Annotated in this window: 38 protein-coding genes; 32 read left to right on the forward strand and 6 right to left on the reverse strand. The window is 48.4% G+C overall.

Features of this window, described 5'->3' with window-relative positions:
* Positions 1 to 73: 73 nt before the first annotated feature.
* The gene (locus tag H6797_02760) at positions 74 to 1,081 is read left to right on the forward strand and encodes a hypothetical protein (protein USN97088.1); all 1,008 of its coding nucleotides are present in this window, start codon (positions 74 to 76) and stop codon (positions 1,079 to 1,081) included.
* Positions 1,082 to 1,222: 141 nt separating this feature from the next.
* Positions 1,223 to 2,407, forward strand: a complete 1,185-nt coding sequence (gene tuf / locus H6797_02765) for an elongation factor Tu (GenBank protein USN97089.1) — start codon at positions 1,223 to 1,225, stop codon at positions 2,405 to 2,407.
* 122 nt (positions 2,408 to 2,529) lie between these two features.
* Here the strand turns inward: tuf and H6797_02770 are convergent, their stop codons facing one another.
* The 3 genes from H6797_02770 to H6797_02780 all read right to left on the reverse strand — a co-directional run bounded on the left by H6797_02770 (position 2,530) and on the right by H6797_02780 (position 3,620).
* Positions 2,530 to 2,829 (reverse strand): hypothetical protein, encoded by a 300-nt coding sequence (locus tag H6797_02770; protein USN97090.1) that lies wholly within the window; start codon positions 2,827 to 2,829, stop codon positions 2,530 to 2,532.
* Positions 2,830 to 2,955: 126 nt separating this feature from the next.
* Positions 2,956 to 3,204 (reverse strand): hypothetical protein, encoded by a 249-nt coding sequence (locus H6797_02775; GenBank protein ID USN95983.1) that lies wholly within the window; start codon positions 3,202 to 3,204, stop codon positions 2,956 to 2,958.
* A 128-nt stretch (positions 3,205 to 3,332) separates the two neighbouring features.
* Positions 3,333 to 3,620 carry a hypothetical protein gene (locus H6797_02780; GenBank protein ID USN95984.1) on the reverse strand — a complete coding sequence of 96 codons (288 nt, stop codon included), beginning with the start codon at positions 3,618 to 3,620 and terminating at the stop codon, positions 3,333 to 3,335.
* Between the two features lie 395 nt (positions 3,621 to 4,015).
* On the opposite strand from H6797_02780, the gene rpsJ reads away from it, so the two are divergent.
* Positions 4,016 to 4,339 (forward strand): 30S ribosomal protein S10, encoded by a 324-nt coding sequence (rpsJ, locus tag H6797_02785; protein ID USN95985.1) that lies wholly within the window; start codon positions 4,016 to 4,018, stop codon positions 4,337 to 4,339.
* 352 nt (positions 4,340 to 4,691) lie between these two features.
* Here rpsJ and H6797_02790 read toward each other — a convergent pair whose 3' ends face one another.
* Positions 4,692 to 4,898, reverse strand: a complete 207-nt coding sequence (locus tag H6797_02790; protein ID USN95986.1) for a hypothetical protein — start codon at positions 4,896 to 4,898, stop codon at positions 4,692 to 4,694.
* A 44-nt stretch (positions 4,899 to 4,942) separates the two neighbouring features.
* On the opposite strand from H6797_02790, the gene H6797_02795 reads away from it, so the two are divergent.
* Entirely contained in the window at positions 4,943 to 5,272 is a 330-nt protein-coding gene (locus H6797_02795) for a hypothetical protein (protein ID USN95987.1), read from the forward strand.
* Here H6797_02795 and H6797_02800 read toward each other — a convergent pair.
* Together H6797_02800 and H6797_02805 are read right to left on the reverse strand one after the other, a co-directional pair.
* On the reverse strand, positions 5,269 to 6,162 hold the full coding sequence (locus H6797_02800) for a M15 family metallopeptidase (protein ID USN95988.1): 894 nt from the start codon (positions 6,160 to 6,162) through the stop codon (positions 5,269 to 5,271). The two genes, H6797_02795 and H6797_02800, sit on opposite strands and share 4 nt — an antisense overlap.
* Positions 6,163 to 6,249: 87 nt before the next feature.
* Entirely contained in the window at positions 6,250 to 6,786 is a 537-nt protein-coding gene (locus H6797_02805) for a hypothetical protein (GenBank protein ID USN95989.1), read from the reverse strand.
* 295 nt (positions 6,787 to 7,081) lie between these two features.
* Between H6797_02805 and rplC the strand changes: the two genes are divergently transcribed.
* From rplC to rpsD, 28 genes are all read left to right on the forward strand, one after another.
* Complete coding sequence (gene rplC / locus H6797_02810) at positions 7,082 to 7,696, forward strand: 50S ribosomal protein L3 (GenBank protein USN95990.1); 615 nt, start codon at positions 7,082 to 7,084, stop codon at positions 7,694 to 7,696.
* Positions 7,696 to 8,325 carry a 50S ribosomal protein L4 gene (gene rplD, locus H6797_02815; protein USN95991.1) on the forward strand — a complete coding sequence of 210 codons (630 nt, stop codon included), beginning with the start codon at positions 7,696 to 7,698 and terminating at the stop codon, positions 8,323 to 8,325. The genes rplC and rplD overlap by 1 nt, the downstream gene beginning before the upstream one ends.
* Position 8,326: 1 nt before the next feature.
* Positions 8,327 to 8,653 (forward strand): 50S ribosomal protein L23, encoded by a 327-nt coding sequence (rplW, locus tag H6797_02820; protein USN95992.1) that lies wholly within the window; start codon positions 8,327 to 8,329, stop codon positions 8,651 to 8,653.
* Positions 8,653 to 9,492, forward strand: coding sequence for a 50S ribosomal protein L2 (gene rplB, locus H6797_02825; GenBank protein ID USN95993.1), 840 nt, complete (start codon positions 8,653 to 8,655; stop codon positions 9,490 to 9,492). Before rplW ends, rplB begins: the two co-directional genes overlap by 1 nt.
* A gap of 3 nt (positions 9,493 to 9,495) precedes the next feature.
* Positions 9,496 to 9,759, forward strand: coding sequence for a 30S ribosomal protein S19 (gene rpsS, locus H6797_02830; protein ID USN95994.1), 264 nt, complete (start codon positions 9,496 to 9,498; stop codon positions 9,757 to 9,759).
* A gap of 1 nt (position 9,760) precedes the next feature.
* Positions 9,761 to 10,162, forward strand: a complete 402-nt coding sequence (gene rplV, locus H6797_02835; GenBank protein ID USN95995.1) for a 50S ribosomal protein L22 — start codon at positions 9,761 to 9,763, stop codon at positions 10,160 to 10,162.
* 1 nt (position 10,163) lies between these two features.
* On the forward strand, positions 10,164 to 10,796 hold the full coding sequence (gene rpsC, locus H6797_02840) for a 30S ribosomal protein S3 (GenBank protein USN95996.1): 633 nt from the start codon (positions 10,164 to 10,166) through the stop codon (positions 10,794 to 10,796).
* A 5-nt stretch (positions 10,797 to 10,801) separates the two neighbouring features.
* Entirely contained in the window at positions 10,802 to 11,215 is a 414-nt protein-coding gene (gene rplP / locus H6797_02845) for a 50S ribosomal protein L16 (GenBank protein USN95997.1), read from the forward strand.
* A gap of 1 nt (position 11,216) precedes the next feature.
* Complete coding sequence (gene rpmC, locus H6797_02850; GenBank protein ID USN95998.1) at positions 11,217 to 11,453, forward strand: 50S ribosomal protein L29; 237 nt, start codon at positions 11,217 to 11,219, stop codon at positions 11,451 to 11,453.
* 1 nt (position 11,454) lies between these two features.
* Positions 11,455 to 11,781 (forward strand): 30S ribosomal protein S17, encoded by a 327-nt coding sequence (gene rpsQ / locus H6797_02855; protein ID USN95999.1) that lies wholly within the window; start codon positions 11,455 to 11,457, stop codon positions 11,779 to 11,781.
* Positions 11,778 to 12,146, forward strand: a complete 369-nt coding sequence (gene rplN, locus H6797_02860; protein USN96000.1) for a 50S ribosomal protein L14 — start codon at positions 11,778 to 11,780, stop codon at positions 12,144 to 12,146. The genes rpsQ and rplN overlap by 4 nt, the downstream gene beginning before the upstream one ends.
* A 1-nt stretch (position 12,147) precedes the next feature.
* Positions 12,148 to 12,471 (forward strand): 50S ribosomal protein L24, encoded by a 324-nt coding sequence (gene rplX, locus H6797_02865; protein USN96001.1) that lies wholly within the window; start codon positions 12,148 to 12,150, stop codon positions 12,469 to 12,471.
* Positions 12,471 to 13,055 carry a 50S ribosomal protein L5 gene (gene rplE / locus H6797_02870; GenBank protein USN96002.1) on the forward strand — a complete coding sequence of 195 codons (585 nt, stop codon included), beginning with the start codon at positions 12,471 to 12,473 and terminating at the stop codon, positions 13,053 to 13,055. The genes rplX and rplE overlap by 1 nt, the downstream gene beginning before the upstream one ends.
* Positions 13,055 to 13,324 (forward strand): 30S ribosomal protein S14, encoded by a 270-nt coding sequence (rpsN, locus tag H6797_02875; protein ID USN96003.1) that lies wholly within the window; start codon positions 13,055 to 13,057, stop codon positions 13,322 to 13,324. Before rplE ends, rpsN begins: the two co-directional genes overlap by 1 nt.
* Positions 13,325 to 13,344: 20 nt before the next feature.
* On the forward strand, positions 13,345 to 13,746 hold the full coding sequence (rpsH, locus tag H6797_02880; GenBank protein USN96004.1) for a 30S ribosomal protein S8: 402 nt from the start codon (positions 13,345 to 13,347) through the stop codon (positions 13,744 to 13,746).
* A gap of 15 nt (positions 13,747 to 13,761) precedes the next feature.
* On the forward strand, positions 13,762 to 14,295 hold the full coding sequence (gene rplF / locus H6797_02885; protein USN96005.1) for a 50S ribosomal protein L6: 534 nt from the start codon (positions 13,762 to 13,764) through the stop codon (positions 14,293 to 14,295).
* A gap of 2 nt (positions 14,296 to 14,297) precedes the next feature.
* The gene (locus tag H6797_02890) at positions 14,298 to 14,651 is read left to right on the forward strand and encodes a 50S ribosomal protein L18 (GenBank protein ID USN96006.1); all 354 of its coding nucleotides are present in this window, start codon (positions 14,298 to 14,300) and stop codon (positions 14,649 to 14,651) included.
* A 1-nt stretch (position 14,652) separates the two neighbouring features.
* A complete protein-coding gene (gene rpsE, locus H6797_02895) occupies positions 14,653 to 15,258 on the forward strand; it encodes a 30S ribosomal protein S5 (GenBank protein ID USN96007.1) in 606 nt (201 codons plus the stop codon).
* On the forward strand, positions 15,258 to 15,740 hold the full coding sequence (gene rplO / locus H6797_02900) for a 50S ribosomal protein L15 (GenBank protein USN96008.1): 483 nt from the start codon (positions 15,258 to 15,260) through the stop codon (positions 15,738 to 15,740). The genes rpsE and rplO overlap by 1 nt, the downstream gene beginning before the upstream one ends.
* 103 nt (positions 15,741 to 15,843) lie before the next feature.
* Positions 15,844 to 16,104, forward strand: coding sequence for a hypothetical protein (locus tag H6797_02905; GenBank protein USN96009.1), 261 nt, complete (start codon positions 15,844 to 15,846; stop codon positions 16,102 to 16,104).
* Between the two features lie 228 nt (positions 16,105 to 16,332).
* The gene (secY, locus tag H6797_02910) at positions 16,333 to 17,745 is read left to right on the forward strand and encodes a preprotein translocase subunit SecY (GenBank protein ID USN96010.1); all 1,413 of its coding nucleotides are present in this window, start codon (positions 16,333 to 16,335) and stop codon (positions 17,743 to 17,745) included.
* 76 nt (positions 17,746 to 17,821) lie between these two features.
* Positions 17,822 to 18,511, forward strand: a complete 690-nt coding sequence (locus H6797_02915; GenBank protein ID USN96011.1) for a class F sortase — start codon at positions 17,822 to 17,824, stop codon at positions 18,509 to 18,511.
* Between the two features lie 116 nt (positions 18,512 to 18,627).
* Positions 18,628 to 19,086, forward strand: coding sequence for a hypothetical protein (locus H6797_02920; protein ID USN96012.1), 459 nt, complete (start codon positions 18,628 to 18,630; stop codon positions 19,084 to 19,086).
* A gap of 170 nt (positions 19,087 to 19,256) precedes the next feature.
* Positions 19,257 to 19,505 carry a translation initiation factor IF-1 gene (gene infA, locus H6797_02925; GenBank protein USN96013.1) on the forward strand — a complete coding sequence of 83 codons (249 nt, stop codon included), beginning with the start codon at positions 19,257 to 19,259 and terminating at the stop codon, positions 19,503 to 19,505.
* Positions 19,506 to 19,551: 46 nt separating this feature from the next.
* On the forward strand, positions 19,552 to 19,668 hold the full coding sequence (gene rpmJ / locus H6797_02930; GenBank protein USN96014.1) for a 50S ribosomal protein L36: 117 nt from the start codon (positions 19,552 to 19,554) through the stop codon (positions 19,666 to 19,668).
* A 2-nt stretch (positions 19,669 to 19,670) separates the two neighbouring features.
* A complete protein-coding gene (rpsM, locus tag H6797_02935; GenBank protein ID USN96015.1) occupies positions 19,671 to 20,057 on the forward strand; it encodes a 30S ribosomal protein S13 in 387 nt (128 codons plus the stop codon).
* Positions 20,058 to 20,069: 12 nt separating this feature from the next.
* The gene (rpsK, locus tag H6797_02940) at positions 20,070 to 20,483 is read left to right on the forward strand and encodes a 30S ribosomal protein S11 (protein ID USN96016.1); all 414 of its coding nucleotides are present in this window, start codon (positions 20,070 to 20,072) and stop codon (positions 20,481 to 20,483) included.
* Positions 20,483 to 21,100 carry a 30S ribosomal protein S4 gene (gene rpsD, locus H6797_02945; protein ID USN96017.1) on the forward strand — a complete coding sequence of 206 codons (618 nt, stop codon included), beginning with the start codon at positions 20,483 to 20,485 and terminating at the stop codon, positions 21,098 to 21,100. The genes rpsK and rpsD overlap by 1 nt, the downstream gene beginning before the upstream one ends.
* Positions 21,101 to 21,114 lie beyond the last annotated feature (14 nt).

Below are 21,114 nucleotides of genomic sequence, written 5' to 3' on the forward strand. Positions count from 1 at the left end.
TGTATACCAGAGGTGGACGACATATCGACCTAAAAAAGTGCTAAATGTGGTTCGAAAGGAGTTTTGGGCCATCATGACTCATGAAAAAATCAACACAACAGAGCGTTTAGCAACGGCGGGCACCCTCTTGGGTGCTTTTTCAGTCGCGCTACTCGTAGCAGAGGCAAAGGCAACAGCCGACGATCGTGTCAAAGGGTCGGACAAAGCATCAGTCATCAGTAACATACGTAACGGCGAGTACGCTACGTTTACTGTGCCCGGCTATCATGCCGACGGCGCCATACTGGGTAAAAACCTCGACCGACATTTTGAACAAATGGGCACGACTCATTATGCCGTTCACCCCGAAAGAGGCTTTTCGCTTGATTCAATCCGTGAAGAATGGTTAAAAGCACGCGCACTCGACGGTCATCGGCCAGCTCGCATATACGCCTTGTCTATGGGTGGATTATTAGTTTCGAAATTATTTTCAGATCCAGAATTTCACAAAGAGTTCGGTGAGATTGACAGACTAGTACTAGACAGTGCACTTTCGGGTAAAAAAGATCTTAGTAACGGTACAAAGCTAGCAATGGGACTCGGAGCCGTATTGCCAGTGACATATTCTACCGCTAGGTTTTACCGGATGATATCGAACATAGAAAACAAGGGTCAGTTAGCTCACGCTCCCGAAGTAACAGACGCTGAGGTAAAGGAACGATATGCCGCTGGTGCTCGAATGCACTTTAGTGCAGGTAAAGACGAAATCCTTTTTATGCATAATGAAGACGTAGAGCGACTTGACCTTCGTGAAGCCGGCAATGAAATAAGAGGCGGTATTATTTATCTACAATCCGCCAAAGACCATTTAGTAAATACACTTCGGTCGTCTCAGTCATATAGCAACTCATACGAACAAGACATACAATGTCGCATAGACACCGCTAGGCCGCTGGGATCGCATGCTTCCGGACCTGAATTTCCAAAGGGAGCCGTTGACGCACTTCTTGATCGAGACCCCAACAACTATCGTATCCGCACCATCCGCCACACACTACCAAGATTCAGCCAAAACGCAGTAAACCTCAAGCCTGCCGCCTAGTACCGCCAGAGAGAGGCCGAAACACTTCAACTCTGCTCTTTACTTACCTCTAATATCCATGTATAATCAGCATCATACGTCGCATAGTCAGTGCTCTGATTGTGCGCGAAAATTATAAATAACCAAGGAGATACATCTCAGATGGCAGATTTCGATCGAACTAAGCCGCACGTCAACGTTGGTACCATGGGTCACGTTGACCACGGTAAAACAACCCTAACAGCAGCTATCACTGCCGTTCTTGCAAAGAAGCTTCCTAGCGAAGTAAACAAACCAATCGCATACGACCAAATTGACAACGCTCCAGAAGAGCGAGCACGTGGTATTACCATCGCTTCTTCTCACCAGGAATACGAGTCAGAAGCACGTCACTACGCACACGTAGACATGCCTGGTCACGCCGACTACGTCAAAAACATGATTACTGGTGCTGCTCAAATCGACGGCGCAATCCTTGTGGTTGCTGCTAACGACGGTCCACTTCCACAGACTCGTGAGCACGTACTTCTTGCACACCAGGTCAACGTTCCTCGTATCGTTGTTTTCCTAAACAAGATGGACCTCGCTGACCCAGAACTAGTTGAGCTCGTAGAGATGGACGTTCGCGAACTCCTAACCAAGAATGGTTACGATGGCGACAACGCTCCTATCATCAAGGGTTCTGCTACTAAGGCTCTCGAAGGCGACGCTGCTTCTGAAGATGCAATCATGGAACTAGTTAAAGCTCTCGACGATTACATCGAAGAGCCTGTCCGCGAGCTAGACAAGCCATTCCTAATGCCAATCGAAGACGTATTCTCAATCAAGGGTCGTGGTACTGTTGCTACCGGCCGTATTGAGCAGGGTATCGTTAAGCTAAACGACGAGATCGAAATCGTTGGTATCAAACCAACTCAGAAGTCTGTCGTTACTGGCATCGAAGCATTCAAAAAGAACCTTGACCAAGGTCAAGCTGGTGACAACGCCGGCCTATTGCTCCGCGGTATTGAGCGCGAACAAATTGAACGCGGTCAGGTCGTTGCTAAGCCTGGTACGATTACACCTCACACTGAGTTCTCAGCTGAAGTGTACATCCTTAAAAAGGAAGAAGGCGGTCGCCACACTCCATTTAGCAAGGGTTACAAGCCACAGTTCTACTTCCGTACAACTGACGTTACCGGTGAAGTTGAGCTACCAGCTGACAAAGAAATGGTCATGCCTGGTGACACTGTTACCTTCAACGTTAAGCTTCTTGCACCTATCGCCATGGAAGACGGTCTACGCTTCGCTATCCGCGAAGGTGGTCGCACCGTTGGTGCTGGTGTCGTAACTAAGATTACTAAATAATCTAGCTACACTATAAAAAGAGCTGCCCAAGGTAGCTCTTTTTATATGTTTAGGCAAGAACAGAGCCTCGCTACCATAGGACGACGCTCTGTATCATAGGTGTGCGAGGCTACGTAGTTGTCCTATCGTCGTAAAGGGATTCGTCTGCGATTCGCCTTGATTGAAATATGCGTCACAGTTGATCCGCGGCGTCGTCGCTTTGGTAAAAATGTCATGTCGATGACAAAAAGGTCGCCATGAGACGCATCAATCTGCCTCTTCATAGCCCTTTCTTCGGATGAAGTCAGCTGAATCGGTGCTTCAAACTGAATATTGAAGTGAGAGCGGTTCTTCATCCTAAGACAACTTTCGAGGTACTTACGGAGTTCCTGACGGATTGTTTCAAGTTTGCTTGAACGCACCTCCAGATCACTAGACGACATGCTGAGTCCTTTCGAACGGTAGGGTGTAAGGTACTTCTATACTAATTATACAATGATTTCAAAGATGTGTCTGGCAAAAGAAAAACCCGCGAGTCAAGGACTGCGGGTTTGTGGGTGGCTTACTGCTTAACGCCGGGCAATGAGTAATTGTTTACTTATGTCCCAGTTAACTTCAGCACCCAAGTGTCGCTCCAAATAACACAGTAGTGCAGTGTCGGGCTTGCCATAATACGGCACTGCTACAACGGTTACTTGTTCGGCTTTAATACTGAAGGTCTCTAGCTGATCAGCCACCACTCTAAATGTACGAGCAACTTCTTTATAGTGTCTTTTTCTCTCGATGGATTCAAAAAAACCTCTGAATAACCGATTCACGGTACTTCCTTAGCCTCGAAGTTTGCCTATGATTATTATAACATAAAATATATATAATGAAAGCACGCCAAATCCCAGCACAAATAAAACCCCGCCGCACCGATGGCGACGGGGTGTCGAGATCGATACTAGGCGGGGGACTTGTAGACCGGAAAAGAAGTGGTCTTGGGCTGGAAAAAGAAGTGCCCATACTCAGGTAAATACAGTACGTAATGCCCGGCTGAAGCGGTGGTTGCGATGCTCGCAGCCAACGTGTAGTCGGCGTCGCTTGCCGTGCTATGCTCAACGATTTCTTTGGGTATACCCGTCCGCGAAACAAAGGGGTTACTACTGAACGGCGACACTGCCTGTTGAACCAGCCAGTTAGCTAGTTCTAGCTGAGCGACGGTGAATTTTGATTCCCGTACCGGACTCATCACACTTCCTTCCTGAAAAGTTCAAACGAATATCGTCAGTAATGATATTATAGCATAATCTCTATAAAATACAATATATCGTTACGGAGCTACTCCCTTTTGGGCATTGCAGTTATCGAATGATGAGGTTATAATAACCAACGTATTATTAATCATACCGAGAACTTGTCTGTGAGCGAATGAGAGCACATTAACATCTATCAAATCACCTAAAAACTTTAGGTCCGGCACTTTACATCTGTTTTTCGCTTCGCGACGTACCATCTAGGTACACCTTGTCACGATAAGACCGACGGAAAAGCACTGGCTGCTAAAGTTTCGGCCTGATCGATAGATGCTAATGGGCTCTCTGCAACACCAGCTCAAGGTTACGGTATAGCACGAAGGAGTATCTCATGGCAGATGCAAAACCAGAAGGATTGCGAATCCGCATCCGACTTAAGGCCTATGATCACAAGGTCATCGACCAATCAGCAAAACAAATCATCGACACGGCTATACGTACCGGTGCAACTATTGCCGGTCCTGTGCCACTTCCTACGCGTCGTAGTACGTACACTGTGGTCAAATCACCACACGTCTACAAAACAGGTGGTGAAAGCTTCGAGATGCGCGTACACAAGCGCCTGATCGACATCACCAACGCGACGCCAAAGACTATCGACAGTCTGCAAAACCTCAGCTTGCCAGCTGGTGTTGATGCAGAAATCCGAATGTAATTTATTGGTTACGAGAAAGGGAGCCCGGAAGGGCTCTTTTTTGTTCTTGTGATTTAAGCACCGAAATATACTTTGGAGACCCAAAGTATCAAAGGTCCTTCTTTTTGTGTCGTCAAAAAGAAGCAAAAAGCTTTGTGACGGCTTCGCCACGCCGTGACCGACGAAACGACAAAAACGGTCGCTGCGGAATACCCTAAAGGGCAGTCGCGAATATTGATTTTAGTTACGGATTCGCGACACGTCCTCGCGAATGACTCCGTTCTTGTCATTCCGCCAGCCTCGGGTGCCTGCAGATGTCACGGTTTGGCTGTAGTTTTTACGCAGCAAAGCTGCGAATTATTAATCAAAATCCTTAATGTGACATCTGCAACGTCCGGAAAAAGTGACGTGTGCCGTCCTGGTTCAGCGAGGATGTTTGAGCCCGACAGTAGCGCCTGTCGGCGCGAGTTCCGCAGCTGACCAAGACGGGAGACGGAGCTTTTTGTCGCGACGTGAAGCCGTCACGAGCTTTTTGACTCTTTTTGTCGATACAAAAAGAGGTGACTTGGTTCTTGGTCATACAAGAACACTTAATTATATAAAACTTATGCTATCATATAAAAAATGACTCAAACAAACATACGAAAACAACGCCACCGTACCTATGCCCGCAACCGCCCACGCAGACGAGCCATGCCTCAGCTCCAAGAGGGCGACGGTGTCTATTTCCTAAAACTTGTTGTCGTGGTCATCCTCGGTACGTTGTGGCTTAAGTTCACGACCCCTCTCAGCTGGAACGGCTTGCCGCTAGCGGCATTTCCGCTAGGCGCACTGATAGCAGTCACGATTATAAAGTTGTTTGAGCGCGATCAATACAATCGTAAAATTTGGTTTGCAGTGTTACTCGTCGTCATGATTATCAGCTACTTCGTACCCGCGGGTATAGTACTCTAGTAGCCTCCGCCACTAATGCCCCAATATTGTTCAAGTGTATGTATTCCTTTTGCCTTCATATCCGTAGCTACTGTTGATCCAACATAACGCCAATGCCACGCCTCTGCATTGTAGCCGGTGAAACTTTCGTAACCCGATTGATACCGTTGAACGAATCCATAATCAGCTGCATGCGCTTTCATCCATACGTATTGAGAGCTCTTTGCAAAACATTCGAGATTACAGGTATTATCAGCATCTAGGTCGACCGCGAAACCAGATTGATGCTCACTATAGCCTGGTCGAGCGCTGACCGTATCTGCAGCCGCCGTACTACCGTTGACTGCCACCCATTTGTTATAGGTAATCAATTGGTTACTATACGAACGATACGCACTGGTAAGTCCGATAACTTCTCCCGATGATGCTGCTGCATCAAGCATCGAAACTAAATGCGAATATATTTTATTACTCACAGGGTAGCCCTGATAGTACACGATGTCGCTTGGTGCGAAATCAATGGGGCTAAAACAGTGCTTTTTGTTTATCAAGACATCAATCTGGTCCGGGTTGCCGTGCGCACCGCTAATTGCACAATTGGGCGTAGCAGCCTGATCATGTTGCGTCTTGAGAGCAGTCTCAGCAGTCGCTTTTGTCTCGGCAGCTTTCCTTGCGGCAGCATCATCCGCCGCTTTTTTATCTGCAGCTGCCTTTTCAGCTATTTTTTTAGATTTTATATCTGCAATCGTTTTATCGAGCTTTGCGAGTTCGGTTTGAGATTTTATTTGCTGCTTGGTGATAAGTTCATTGCCGTAATAGGTAACACCGCTAAATGACCCGGCAAAAAGCAATACAGAAATTAAAATCGAGATATAGAAGATTCGTCTGCTTTTTAGTTTTATTTTGAGCACTAGCACTATTGTAACAAATGAAAAAGCCCGCAGGTGGGCCTACCGAGGTCTCAATCAGAGAAACCCCAGCAGGCCCTACCATGCGAGCTATGATATCGTGGATCCCACACACTCTTTTGCCGACTCTTCCAATAGGGCGAACATGTCGTCGCGAAGAGCGACATACGCGGGAAATCCATAGAAATTATTGCCTATAAACCAAGAACGGGCAAAACTAATGCCTTTTCTGGCTTGCACGTACGTGAGCCACCTGTCAGCAGCCAACATGCGCAATTTTTCGTCGGTTGTCGGTTCGCACTTTAGGTTAAGCCACTGGTCAACGATACAAATGTCGTCAATATTCCCAGACAAAAGCCATATCTGGTGATAACCGATGATGTCACCAAGCCGTCGGATTCGCTGATACCAAGCGGTCTCCGTGGGGTGAACCAGCTGCTTGCGGCAGAAGCCTATGCTGTCGCAAATTTCTTGCGAATCGCAGGCTATGTCCTCCGGGCAGATGAAATCATCCGGCTCTTGATCGTGGCGCTCGGCGCTGGTCGCAAAAGTATGCACGCAGCCCTTGTCTATACACCAGACCGGCGTAGGACAGTTCTCGTTACAAGCGCTGAATGGGTGAGTCATCAGACTGCTCCTAATATGCAATGGAGTGATCCATAATGTGCTTGTTTTGGCCGAATTTGGTCAAGACACGAAAAGTATTTTAGCATAAAAATTGTTAAGCAATGCTTAGAATATGCCCTCAATTATTAATACTCCAACAGATAAAAGACTCTTGACCCACCTCTATTTTTGTGCTATATTGAATCGGTAACTTATTACGTAATAAAAACTCGCTTCCGCGTGAATGAGCAAGTCTAAAGGGTAAAACCGACAGATACTACTCGCCACCGGAGGTTTTAAATGGGAGCAAAGCGCTATGAAAGCACTTCTCGGTACCAAAATTGGTATGACCCAAATCATCAGCAAAGATGGTGTTGCTACTCCAGTAACATTGATTCAAGCTGGCCCTGTGACTGTGACTCAGGTCAAGTCTGTCGAAACCGACGGCTACAACGCAGTTCAAGTGGCATATGGTGAGGGTAAGAACCTGAGCAAGGCCGTTGCTGGACACACCAAACCAGCTCAAGTGACCCCGAAGACAATTCGGGAATTTCGCGTTGAAGACCTACCCGAAGATCTGAAAGTCGGTGATGCTATCGATGTCAGCCAGTTTGCACTAGGCGACGTCGTAGACGCAACCGGAATCAGCAAGGGCAAAGGCTTCGCCGGAACGGTCAAGCGACACAACTTTAACACCAGTAAAAAAACGCACGGCGGCAACGGTAACGTGCGTAAACCTGGTTCGATCGGGTCTATGTACCCACAAAAGGTCTTTAAGGGCAAACGTATGGCTGGCCGCATGGGTCACGACCGCGTAACGGTCAAGAACCTAACCGTCGCCTACGTCGATCAGACTAATAACCTGATTGGGCTCAAGGGTGCCGTACCTGGCCCCAACAAAGGCTTGGTGATCATAGGAGGTAAGGCATAATGGCTGAAACTACTAAACCAGCAGCTGCTAAGGCTGCAACCCTGCCAAAAGAAGTATTCAACGTCGAGGTGACAAACCACGAGTTGCTAAAACTGGCTTACGATTCATACCTAGCAAACAACCGTACTGCAAGCGCTACAACGCTTACTCGCGGTCTAGTTAGCGGTGGTGGCAAGAAGCCGTGGAAGCAAAAAGGCACCGGCCGCGCTCGCTTCGGTTCGTCTCGTAACCCAATCTGGCGCCATGGTGGTGTCGTGTTTGGTCCTAGCGGCAACGAAAACTACTCAAAGAAATTGAGTAAAACAAGCAAGCGTGTTGCTCTTCGCCAAGCGTTGACTTTGTCTAACGAGGCTAAAAAAGTAACCGTACTAGACATCAAGACAACTGGCAAAACTGCTGAAGTTGCAAAGATTCTTGCTTCCCATAAGCTAAACCGTCGCGTATTGATCGTCGTAGAAGCAGCAGAGAAGTCACCGGAATTGATCCGTGCAACTTCAAACCTACAGGACGTCCGCCTCATTGGTGCGAAATACCTAAGTGTCTACGACATCCTAAATGCCGACCACGTAGTACTATCTACTAAATCCGTCCCAGTTATCAAAAACTGGTTGCTACAGGAGGGCGTGTAATATGAGTAACTCAACACAGTTCGTATACCCACGCGCTACCGAAAAGGCATATGCTGCAAGTCTAAATAACGTCTACGTATTTAACGTACCTACATCTGCCAACAAAAACGACATCGTAGCTAGCATCGAAGCTCAGTACGGCGTCAAAGTTGTCAGCGTGCGCACAGTCGTACAAAGTGGCAAAGCCATCCGCTTTAACCGCGGTAAGCGCCGCTTCCCAGGTACGACTCATCGTACAGACACCAAAAAGGCTTACGTAACTCTTGCAAAGGGTGACAGCATCCAAGTCTTTGCCGAGCAAGAGCAGCCTAAGGAGGAGAAGAAGTAATGGCAATTAAAGCATACAACCCAACTACTCCCGGCCGTCGCGGCATGACTACTCAAGATTTGAGTGACATCACTACTCGCGGCAAGGTCAAAAGCCTCGTTAAGAGCAAAAAGCAGAATGCCGGCCGTAATAACACCGGTCGCATCACTGTTCGCCATCGTGGTGGCGGCGTTAAACGCCACTACCGTTTGGTTAACCACAACCTTGCAGCTGGCCTAAAGGTTACTGTCGAGGAAATCGAATACGATCCAAACCGTAGCGCTCGTATTGCCCGTGTTAAAGATCAGCACGGTCTATACCACTACATCTTGGCCGACACTAGCATGACGAAGGGTAAAGTTATCGAAAGCGGTGCAAAAGCACCAATCGAAAGCAGCAACCGTCTACCACTAAGCGAAATTCCTGTAGGTAGTCAGATCTACGCGATCGAACTAACCCCAGGCAAGGGCGCTCAAATGGTACGTGCAGCTGGCGCTAAAGCTCAGCTAATGGCTAAAGAGGGCGACCACGCCCAAATTCGCCTGCCATCAGGTGAAGTTCGCAGGGTTCGTCTAGAGGCAACCGCTGCAATCGGTGTTGTTGGTAACGTTCAGCATCAAAACATCAAGATAGGATCAGCCGGACGTAATCGCCGCAAGGGCATCCGCCCAGGCGTCCGAGGTGTCGTTATGAACGCCGCAGATCACCCACACGGTGGTGGTGACGGTGGTCGTCATGGTACTGGTAAGGCTCCGCGAACACCATGGGGTCAATTGACACTTGGTTACCGCACTCGCCGACGCAAAGACGTTGCCGGTCTGATAGTTAAATCACGCCATGAGGCGAAGAGGAAGAGGTAAGACATGAGTCGATCACTTAAAAAAGGTCCATTCATCGATGCCAAGCTGGCTAAAAAAGTAGCCGCTCTGAGCCTCGATGATCGCACCGTTATCAAAACTTGGGCTCGTTCCAGCACTGTTACTCCTGAAATGGTCGGCCGCACAATCGCCGTACACAACGGCCGCGTGCACGTACCTGTAGTCGTTAGCGAAAACATGGTTGGTCACAAGCTCGGTGAATTTAGTCCAACTCGTAAGTTCCGTAAACACGGTGGTAAGGCGAAGTAACATGGCTGATTCACTAAAAGTACGCGCATATATTAAGGGCGTCGACCAAACTCCCCGCAAGGTAAGCTTGGTCGCAGCGCTTGTACGCAATCGTACAGTTGCAGATGCACTTGTCATCCTGGAACACGTACCTAAGCGTGCAGCACTCCCTGTAAAGAAAGCTATCGAGAGCGCAAAAGCAAACGCCATGAACAATCATGGTCTTGATGGCAAAACACTTGTTATTTCTACATTGAGCGTCACGACTGGTCCACGACTTCGCCGATTCAAACCAGCTAGCCGCGGTCGTGCACTGCCATTTGAAAAGAAAACCAGCCACATTTTGGTCGAAGTATCTGGTACTGAAAAGCCTAAGAAAAAGCCGGTCGCTAAAGTAGCCGACGAGAAGAAAGAGGAGAAATAAGATGGGACAAAAAGTTAACCCTATCAGCTTCCGCCTGCAAGTCCACAAGAACTGGAGTTCTCGCTGGTTTGCTGGCAAAAAAGACTTCGCTAAATGGCTGAAGGAAGACATCGAGATCCGCGAACTGATTGAAAAACGGTTTGCTTCTCGTCCAACTATCAGCCGTATAGAAATTGAACGTTCTGCCAACCTCATCACTATCACTATTCATACCGCGAAAGCTGGTGTTGTGATCGGTCGTGGCGGCGCAGGCGTTACTGAACTAAAGGCTGCGATTGAAAAGTTGGCTAGCCTGCCAGTTCGCATCAACATCGAAGAGGTTAAGCGACCTGAACTCGACGCCAAACTGGTTGCCGAGAACATCGCTCGCCAATTGGAGCGCCGCATCAACTTCCGTCGCGCCATGAAAATGTCTGCTCAGAATACAATGAACGCCGGCGCCAAGGGTATCCGTATCCAAGTTGCCGGTCGTCTGAACAACGCTGAAATGGCCCGCCGCGAAAAGGTTATCGAAGGTTCAGTACCTCTACATACACTACGCGCTGATATTGATTTCCACTCCGCTCGTGCACTTGCACCTGGCGTTGGAATCATCGGCGTAAAGGTATGGATTTACAAAGGTGAAAGGAGCTAATCGATATGTTGATACCAAAGAAAACCAAGTATCGAAAAGTCCGCAAAGGCAAGAACAAGGGTATTGCAACTCGCGGTCACTACGTCGCCTTTGGTGACTTCGGCCTACAGGCGCAAAGCAACAACGACGTTACCAGTCGCCAGATCGAGTCAGCTCGTCAGGCGATGACACGCTACATCAAGCGTGGTGGTAAAATCTGGATTCGCATCTTCCCTCACACTCCACGTACTCGCAAGCCGCAGGACGTGAAAATGGGTAGTGGTAAGGGTAACCCTGAATTCTTTGCCGCAAAAGTTAAAGCCGGTACTGTCATGTTTGAGATGAAGGGCGTTAACGAAGAAATCGCTCGCGAGGCTATGCGCCTAGCAAGTCACAAGCTGCCAGTTAAAACAAAGTTCGTAAAGCGAGAGGAGGCGTAATATGGCTGAAAAGACTACTAAAGCGACCAAATCAAGCAAAGCGAAAGTTGCAGTAGAAGTGAAATCACTTGATCAACTAAAAGCTGAATTGTTAACGAAGCAGAGTGATCACCTGGAAACCCGTCGCAGCCATCGCGCTGGCGAATTGGTTAACCCACGTGCTATCACGCACAGTCGCAAGGACATCGCACGTCTAAAGACCGCGATCCGCGCGCATGAACTAAAAGGAGATAAGTAAGATGGTAAAGACACTCACAGGTATCGTCACATCTGACGTACGCGACAAAACCATCACCGTCACGGTGACAAGCCGCGAGACGCATCCTTTGTATGGCAAGCAGTTTACTCGTAGCCGTAAATACACGGCTCACGATCAAGAAAACGAAGCCAAGGTCGGCGACAAAGTCACTATTCGTGAAGTTCGTCCAATCAGCAAGACCAAGAGCTTCACGCTTGACAGTGTTGACCAAAAGTCAAAGGGAAGCGTAGAGCTAAAGGAAGACGTCGCACCAGCTGACGTCGTGAAGGCGAAAAAGGCCGACAAGACAGAGGAGGACAAAGGATGATTCAACAGCAGTCCCGTCTCAAAGTAACCGACAACAGCGGTGCCAAGGAAATCTTGTGTATCCGTGTTCTCGGTGGTACTCGTCGCCGTTATGCACGCGTTGGTGACATTATTGTTGCTAGCGTTAAAGAAGCCAACCCGACTGGTCAGGTCAAAAAGAAGTCTGTCATTAAAGCTGTAGTCGTTCGTACACGAGATACTATTCAGCGCAAAGACGGCAGCACTATCTGTTTTGACGACAACGCAGCCGTTGTCATCGGCGACGACAAGTTGCCACGTGCAACTCGTGTATTCGGCCCTGTGCCACGCGAACTTCGCGACCTAGGCTACGCTAAAATCGTCAGCCTGGCACCGGAGGTACTCTAATATGGCACAACGAATCCAAAAAAACGACGTAGTCAAGATCATCAGCGGCGGCGATAAAGGCGTTACCGGCAAGGTAATCGCAGTTTTGCCACAGAAAAATGCCGTGCTTGTTGAAAATCTTGGCGTAAAGCATCGCAAAGTTAAGCCAACACAGCTACAGCCAACTGGTGGTCACAAGGATATTCATGTCCCAATTCCACTACACAAGGTTGCGCTTGTCGTTGACGAAAAGACCGGCAAGACCAGCCGTGTCGGATACAACAAGAACGCCGACGGCGCCAAGGTCCGCCTTGCTCGTCAGGTAAAGAATAAGGAGATCAAGTAATGGCAGATAAAACTACCGCTACTCCGGCTCCTCGCTTGAAAGCCTTGTACAACAATACGTACGTCAAGGAACTACAGGCCGAATTAAATCTAGCTAATGTACACCAAGTACCTAAACTAGAAAAAATCACGGTAAGCGTAGGAACGGGCAAGAACAAAGAAAATAAAGCGCATCTTGCAACAGTCAAGACTACTCTTACCAAAATCACTGGCCAGATGCCAGTTGAGCGCTTGGCAAAGAAGTCAATCGCGACCTTCAAGATTCGTGCCGGCATGGGCGCACCAGTCGGTGTTACTGTTACGCTACGCGGCGCTCGTATGTACGAGTTCCTTGACCGCCTTGTCAACGTATCGCTACCACGTGTCCGTGACTTTCACGGCGTTGGTACTAAGTTCGACAAAAGCGGTAACTACAACCTCGGCCTCACCGATCAGTCTATCTTTACAGAGCTGACTTTCGAAGAAACACAGCTTATACACGGCCTGCAAATTACTTTCGTCATTAAAAACGAAAGTGCTGCACATAGCCGCGCTCTGCTCGAGAAATTCGGTATGCCGTTTGAAAAAGAAGGAGGTCGACGTTAATGGCTAAGAAATCAATGATCGCACGCGACGAAAAACGTAAGAAGATGATTACAAAATTCGCCGAGAAGCGCGCCGAACTTAAAGAACTAGGCGACTTGGACGGTCTACAAAAGTTGCCTCGCAACAGTAGCCCGACTCGCTGGAAGAACCGTGACGTACTAAGTGGTCGTCCACGTGGCTACATGCGCCGATTCGGCCTCAGCCGCATCAACTTCCGCGAAAAAGCATCAAAGGGTGAAATTCCCGGTATAACAAAGAGTAGCTGGTAGAAGGAAAGGAGAAACGATATATGTCACTACAATCTACAGACCCAATCGCCGACCTTCTGACCCGCATTAGAAATGCAGCAATGGTTGGCAAAAGCGAAGTTCGCTTACCACACAGCAAAATCAAACAGGTTGTCGCAGAACAATTAGTAGCTAATAAGTACCTTGCAGACGTCAAGGTAGAAGCTAGTAAACCTCGCGACACATTGGTTGTTACAATCAACAAACCTGGAGAGAACTGCAACATCAACGAAATTACGCGCCTCAGCAAGCCTGGCCGCCGCGTATACGTTAAAGCAGACGAGATCCCTAAGGTTAAATCAGGCCGCGGCCTCGTGCTCGTAAGTACATCTAAAGGCGTTATCACTGGCCGCGAAGCTGTCAAACAGCGTCTTGGTGGTGAATTACTGCTGAAGGTATATTAATAAAGGAGAATAATCATGAGTCGAATCGGAAAACTACCAATTCAGATCCCATCAGGCGTGACAATCACGGTTGACTCAGATGTTATCACTGTCGTAGGAGGCAAAGGCACCCTGACAGTTCCACATCTGAGCGACGTGACGGTTAGTGTCGACGATGGCGTCGCAACTGTTACCCGCAAGGATGACGAACGCATCGCTAAAGCCCAGCATGGTTTGCAGCGTGCACTACTAAACAACGCAGTCGAAGGCGTAACAAAAGGTTTCGAAAAGAAGCTCGAAGTTAACGGTGTCGGTTTTCGCGTTGGCATGAGTGGCACTGCACTAGAAATGCACCTTGGCTTCAGCCACCCTGTTAAATACACACCTCCGCAAGGAGTAAACGTTACTAACGAAAAGATGACTATCATCGTTAGTGGCATCGACAAACAACAAGTTGGTCAGGTCGCTGCGGAAATCCGCGCGCTAAAGAAACCAGAGCCATACAAGGGCAAGGGTATCAAATATGCCGATGAGCAAATTTTGCGTAAGGCAGGAAAGACAGGTAAGTAATCATGAGTAATCTTGCAAAGAAACTACTGAACAAAAGCCTGCGCATGAAGCGTGTCCGCGCCAAAGTAAGCGGCACAGCTGAACGCCCACGCTTGACTGTCACGATCAGCAACAAGCACGTCAGTGCGCAGTTGATCGACGACGTAATCGGCAAAACTCTTGCTGCAAGCACGACTGTCGGCAGCAAGCAGACAGGCAGCCTGAAAGATCAGGCAGCGTTTGTCGGTACGGATATCGCCAAGAAGGCAAAAAAAGCAAAGATTGAAAAAGCAGTGTTCGATCGCAACGGCCGCCAGTACGCTGGTCGTCTAGCTGCGCTCGCAGATGCTGCACGTAACGAAGGATTGGAGATTTAGTATGGCTGAACAAGCAACAGCACAGACTACCCCACGCACTGGCTCCCCGCAACGCGGTGGCGGACAGCGTGGTGGCCGACGCGATGACCGTCGGGCACAGGTTCCACAAGAACCTAAAGAATTTGAAGAGATTGTCATCAACATCGACCGTGTCGCACGTGTCGTAAAAGGTGGTCGTCGATTCCGCTTCAAAGCACTCGTCGTCGTAGGAAACAACAAAGGCAAAGTTGGCGTTGGCGTATCTAAAGGCCAAGACGTTCAGACTGCCATTGCAAAAGCTACTGACGTCGCTAAAAAGAATTTGATTGTCGTACCTATTGCAAACGACACGATTCCTCACGATGTTGAGATGAAACTGTCAGGCGCACACGTGCTCATCAAGCCCGCTGCTCCTGGTACAGGTGTCATCGCCGGCGGTGTTGTCCGTCAAATCATCGGCGTGACTGGTATTCACAACATGCTTTCAAAGTCACTTGGTTCAACCAACAAAGTGAACATCGCTTATGCGACGATTAACGCACTAAAGAGCCTGGTACCGAAAGATCAGTGGCTTAATGCCGAAAAGTCAGCCAAGAAGGCCCCTAAAGCCGAGAAGGAGACTAAATAATGACTAAGTACAACGAACTACAAGTTGCCGCAAAGAAGTCACGCAAGCGCGTTGGCCGCGGTATCGCTGCAGGCCAGGGTAAAACCGCTGGTCGTGGTACCAAGGGTCAAGGCTCTCGTACGGGTAAAAAATTGAGCGCTACCTTCATGGGCGGCCAAACGTCTATGGTTCAGGCCGTGCCAAAGAGTCGTGGCTTCAAGAGCATGCGCACTCCTGCACAGATAGTCTACCTAGACCACCTGAACGCTTTCAAAGGCAAAACCGTCGACAACATGACACTGTTTGAAAATGGCTACATCTCGACACCATTCCACACGGTCAAAGTTATCGCTCGCGGTGAACTGACAGAAAAGGTTAACCTGAAAGTACAGGGTGCCAGCAAGTCAGTACAGGAAGCTATCGTTAAAGCCGGTGGTACATTTGAAAAGGTTCCTACACCTATCAAAAAATCTACCAAAGCAGCTGAAGCAGCAGATAAATAGTAGAAAACACATAAAACAGCGCTCTTTCGGGAGCGTTGTTTTATATTTGATTTTATGATTTAATATTATTTGTCCACATATCCCTTCGACAACATGGAATAACATGGATGTAGCTACAGAAATCCAAGTAGTAAAAGTTGCGCCAATCACGTTCATCGTCACAGTCAACGCTACCAGCGTTCAAAATGTGAGTAGTTGGAAATCCGACTTGATGCGAAGACACTGCGGCGTCGCTGAAGTAACAGTCGCAAGCGGGTTCCACGTTCCGGGCGTTCGAGGTCTCGTCAACGAGATCAAAATCACCATGGACGCCGACGCAGACTATCAACAACTTTGCGCACTTCGCGCAGAACTTAAAGCCTAACAATCAAGGCATCGCCCCGACCATTCACAGTGAGCCACGCTCATGAGAAGAAGCGGGGCTTATTTATTTGTTGGCGCTTAACAACACACGCTACTTACGTAGTGAAGGTTCATTTATTGAAGCCTTGTTTAAAAATATCTCACAAGACTAGCCGAAATTTCGCTCCAGTTCTGCTATAATAGATACAAATATTGTGAGAAATGACTGACATAGGAAGCACTACTGAACATGAACTGGAAAACTATCTTTCGATCACTAAAAAACCGTGACATGCAAAAACGCCTTGGCGTCGTGTTGGCGCTCATAGTCGTATATCGATTCTTAGCGCACATACCCGTACCGCTTGCAGAACCAACCAAACTTAAACAAGTTATTGATTCAGTGGTGAACGCTAGCGACTTTGGCGGATTTTTGAATCTGCTATCTGGTGGCGCACTCGCAAGCTTCTCAATCGTACTAGTGGGAATGAGCCCGTTCATTACGGCAAGCATCATTACTCAGCTTTTGACCAAAGCCATACCAAAGCTAGAAGAGCTACATAAAGACGGCGAATCAGGTCGTCGAAAGATCAACCAGTGGACACGCCTCATTACTGTTCCTTTGGCCATAGTCCAATCAATCGCCTTCATCTATATCTTGCGCCAGACTGTTTTGGCGGGCAACACAACAGTCCTTAATAACACGTCAGCGTTAGAGTGGGTCGTAGCTGTCTTGGCGATGACCGTAGGCGCAGTACTACTGATGTGGCTCGGTGAGCTCATGACAGAGCAAGGTATAGGTAACGGTATTTCTATGGTGATTTTTGCCGGCATCATCAGCCAACTTCCAAATACGATGGCGTCCCTTGGGGCCTCCCTAACGGACACTTCTCATGGCACGCTCAACGTCTTTGGATGGTTTCACATACCCGTCAATCCAACCTCATTTTGGGTGTCAATTGTCATCGGAATCGCCTCGCTCATCGTTCTGTATATACTCGTAAAGATCAACGAAGCGCAGCGTGTCATCACTATTAACTACGCCAAGCGCGTGCAGGGCAACAGCAACTACGGTGGCGTAAAGAGCATTCTACCGATTAAACTCATTGCTGCCGGCGTGATTCCAGTCATCTTTGCCGTCGCGTTCCTTAGCCTTCCAGCCTTCGTCGGCCAAGTTTTAAAAGCTACCGGCAACGCGCAATATCTTGATCTCGCCAACAACCTGATCACATGGTTCCAAGCGCCACAGCCTGGACAGTTTACGGGCGATACATTAAGCGCGCTCATTTACCCAGCCAGCTACTTTGCGCTTGTTATAATCTTTACGTACTTCTATACGGGCATCGTCTTTAATAGCAACGAAATCGCCGAGAACCTGCAAAAGCAAGGTGGCTTCATAGAGGGCGTTCGACCAGGTATCCAGACAGAGAAATACCTGTCACAAACCGTCAACCGACTCATCCTCTTCGGATCAATCGTACTCGGCGTTATCGCTGTCATGCCGTTCATAGCTGAGTACTTGTTTGCACGATTCGGCGTCACAGGTATACAAAACCTCGCCATCGGTGGCACGGGTATCCTCATTGTTGTTTCAGTAGCTCTCGAAAGCTTGCGTCAGATCAATTCACGCGCGCTCATGGTTACTTACGACGACTACAAATAATAATACGTAGTCTGGCGTACTACTTTGTTAAAACCACAGCATTTTATCAGTGATGCTCATGCTATAATTATTGCAAATGGCGAGCGGTCTATACATTGACCAGAAGAGGGATTTTCATGTTGTCAGGTGGCTGATTATTCTTGGTGTTGTTTTGCTGCTTGCGGCCACTGGCTACTACGCATACGAATGGTATACTACGGGCGCCCGACCACCACTCGTGCCGTTGCCGGCTGTCGCATATGCCGATCCGTCAGTCAACGAGACACCCATCACAAAGAAACAAATCAACGACTACAAAGTGCCCGCGACGCATCCGCGCTACATCAGCATACCTGCACTTGGTATAACAAAAGCTCGCGTCGTGATTGTCGGCCTACTTAAAAATAACGAGCTCGACACGCCACTTCACATAGACGACACAGCTTGGTACGACAAGAGTGCCTTTCCTGGCCAAGGATACGGAGTGGTCTTGATAGACGGGCACAATGGCGGCATTAGCCGTGATGGTATTTTCGTACATCTCGACAAGCTAAAGAACGGCGATACCATTACCATAGAGCGCGGCGACGGCAAAAAGTTCACTTATGACGTCGTTGAAAACCGCACAGTATCACTCAAAGAGGCAAATACGACTGGCATGAATCGCCTGCTTGAACCATATAACTCCAACAAAGAAGGCTTAGGTCTCATTACTTGTGCTGGCACCTGGATACCTCGAGATCATGTATTTAACGAACGCATAATGGTTCGCGCGGTAGCCGAATAAGCCTGTGCTTTAGACGGGCGCCCTAAAGTGTTATAGTGTTGTCATCTGCCAGAGGTCGCCAATATCGAATATCGTATTGACGCGAACCCGACAGGCAGCGTACCTGAGAGGAATATATGACGAAATTTGACTTGATCCCAGAGCCGGTGCGGCAACGTAAGTTAGTCAATGCGAACGCTGCGTTTTCGTCCATTGAGTATCCGAGTGCCACAGAAGTAATCGACGTACTTGTCATGAACAGAATCGCTGTTCTCCTTGCCGAATATTCATATTTTATCCGGTCTGGAGATATGACGTTAAGAACGGTGCTACTCAAGTGGGTACGCGACAGTGAAGACAGCGACTTTGTCATACTATTACGGGGAGAAGACATCCACGAGCTGGGCATGCGACTGCACGAGGACGGTAATTGGCCGTCGCGCCAGTCAAGGCTTATAGAGGTTCTAAATGTCGTAAGTAAATCGTTAGACAAACGAGGCCTTTTGGAGGTTCTAAAGAGCATCCACATAAAGCTGTCAGCCACTAGTGGAGCACAGCCCGTAGATGATGTCATCATATTCGAAACAATGCCGTAAACGGCACCCCCGTCACGTGGCGGGGGCTTTCATTTCAGCACCTTGACGAAGCGTAGTGATTTACTTAAAATAAGAAGTACATTTTATGATCGCGGTCAAAACGCGAAAGTCTTTGCTAGAAACCCCTTTACTACTCTTGAATTATTGTGTATAATGAATCGTTGTTAACTATGGCGAGTCAAAAGGAAGTAATTAAACTAGTCGGCAAGGTCGTGGAGGCCCTGCCTAATACTCAGTTTAAGGTCGAACTTGAGAATGGCCATACCGTCCTGGGACACATTTCGGGCAAGATGCGCAAGCATTACATCCGATTGGTGCCAGGCGACAGAGTGGAAGTCGAGTTAACCCCTTATGATCTCACAAAGGGTAGAATCAGCTTCCGCTTGAAAGACGAACCGCGGCCCGTCGAAGCCGCTTAGGTGAGTCACGTTCGAAATTAATTAAATAGGAGTTTTTGTTGTCCTCATGAAAGTTCGCGCGAGTGTAAGAAAAATCAGTCCTGATGATCAGTTTGTACGCCGTAAGGGCAAGCTTTACGTGATCAACAAGAAAAAGCCTAAGAACAAGCAAAGGCAGGGTTAAGCATGGCTCGAATTGCAGGGGTTGTAATCCCAGCAGAAAAGCAGGTGCAGATCAGTCTTCGATACATTTATGGTATCGGACCGAAGCACGCTGCAGCCATCCTTGCGGCGGCTAATATAGAGCCGACCACTCGGGTGAAAAATCTCACCGAGGCTGAAGAACAGCGAATTCGCGAGATAATCGATCGAGATTATACCGTTGAAGGCGACTTGCAGCGTCAGGTAACCAACAATATTAAACGCTTGAAAGACATCGGTGCATACCGTGGTCTTCGTCACAAGTCAGGCTTGCCTGTCAACGGACAGAGGACTCGTACTAACGCTCGTACTCGTAAGGGTCGTGCGGTTGCAGTCGGTGGCGCTCAACCTAAGTCGGCGTCTAAGACGTAGGAAGGAACGGATATGGCAGAAGCTACTACTACCACACCTGCAGCTAAGCCTGCTTCACGCAAGAAGCAGCGCCGTTCAGTTCCTGCAGGCCAACTACACATACAAGCAACATTCAATAACACGATTATCAGTTTCAGTGATAAAAAGGGTAACGTCATCGCTACTAGTAGCGCTGGTGCCTGCGGTTTCCGTGGCAGCAAAAAGGGTACGGCTTACGCCTCTCAGGTTGCAGCAGAAAAAGCAGCAGAAGTTGCTTCATCACAATACGGCTTGAAAAACGTTGATGTTTTCGTAAAAGGCGTCGGCCTTGGTCGCGATGCGGCCATCCGTGCCGTCAGTTCTTACGGCATTCTCGTAGACAGCATTACTGATGTCACTGGCGTTCCCCACGGCGGTGTCCGACCGAAGGGAGCGAGGAGAGCATAATGGCACGAGATCGATCACCAATAGTCAAACAATCGCGCCGAGAGGGCTATGCACTGCACCCTAAGGCACACAAGATCATGGTCAAAAAATCAGGTATTCCTGGTATGCACGCCCATGGTCGTCAAGGCAAACCAAGCCTTTACCAAAAGCAACTGCGCGAAAAGCAAAAAGTGCGCCGTACTTACGGTCTACTTGAAAAGCAATTTGCCAAGCTTATGAACGAAGCAAACCGATCAACCGGCCTTTCAGGTACTGTCCTGCTTGAGTTGCTCGAGCGTCGTCTAGATAACGTTGTCTACCGCGCCGGCTTAGCCACGAGCCGCCGTGCGTCACGTCAGCTTGTTAGCCACGGTCATTTTGAGCTAAACGGCCGCCGTGTCGACATTCCGTCAATTCGCGTCAAAGCTGGAGACGTTATTACCGTCCGTCCTAAAAGCACAAAATCCGGCTATTTTAGCAATATCGACGACGTCGTCAATAACTCACTTCAGGTACCCCTGAGCTGGTTAAAGAGTGATGTCAAAAAATTAAAGATAGAAATCACTGGTGTCCCGAAACGCGAGGAAGCCGAGGTGGATATCAACGAACAACTAATCGTCGAGTACTACTCGCGCTAAGAGGAGATATATAC

The organism is Candidatus Nomurabacteria bacterium, assembly GCA_023898645.1.
Lineage (GTDB): Bacteria > Patescibacteriota > Saccharimonadia > Saccharimonadales > Saccharimonadaceae > UBA2112.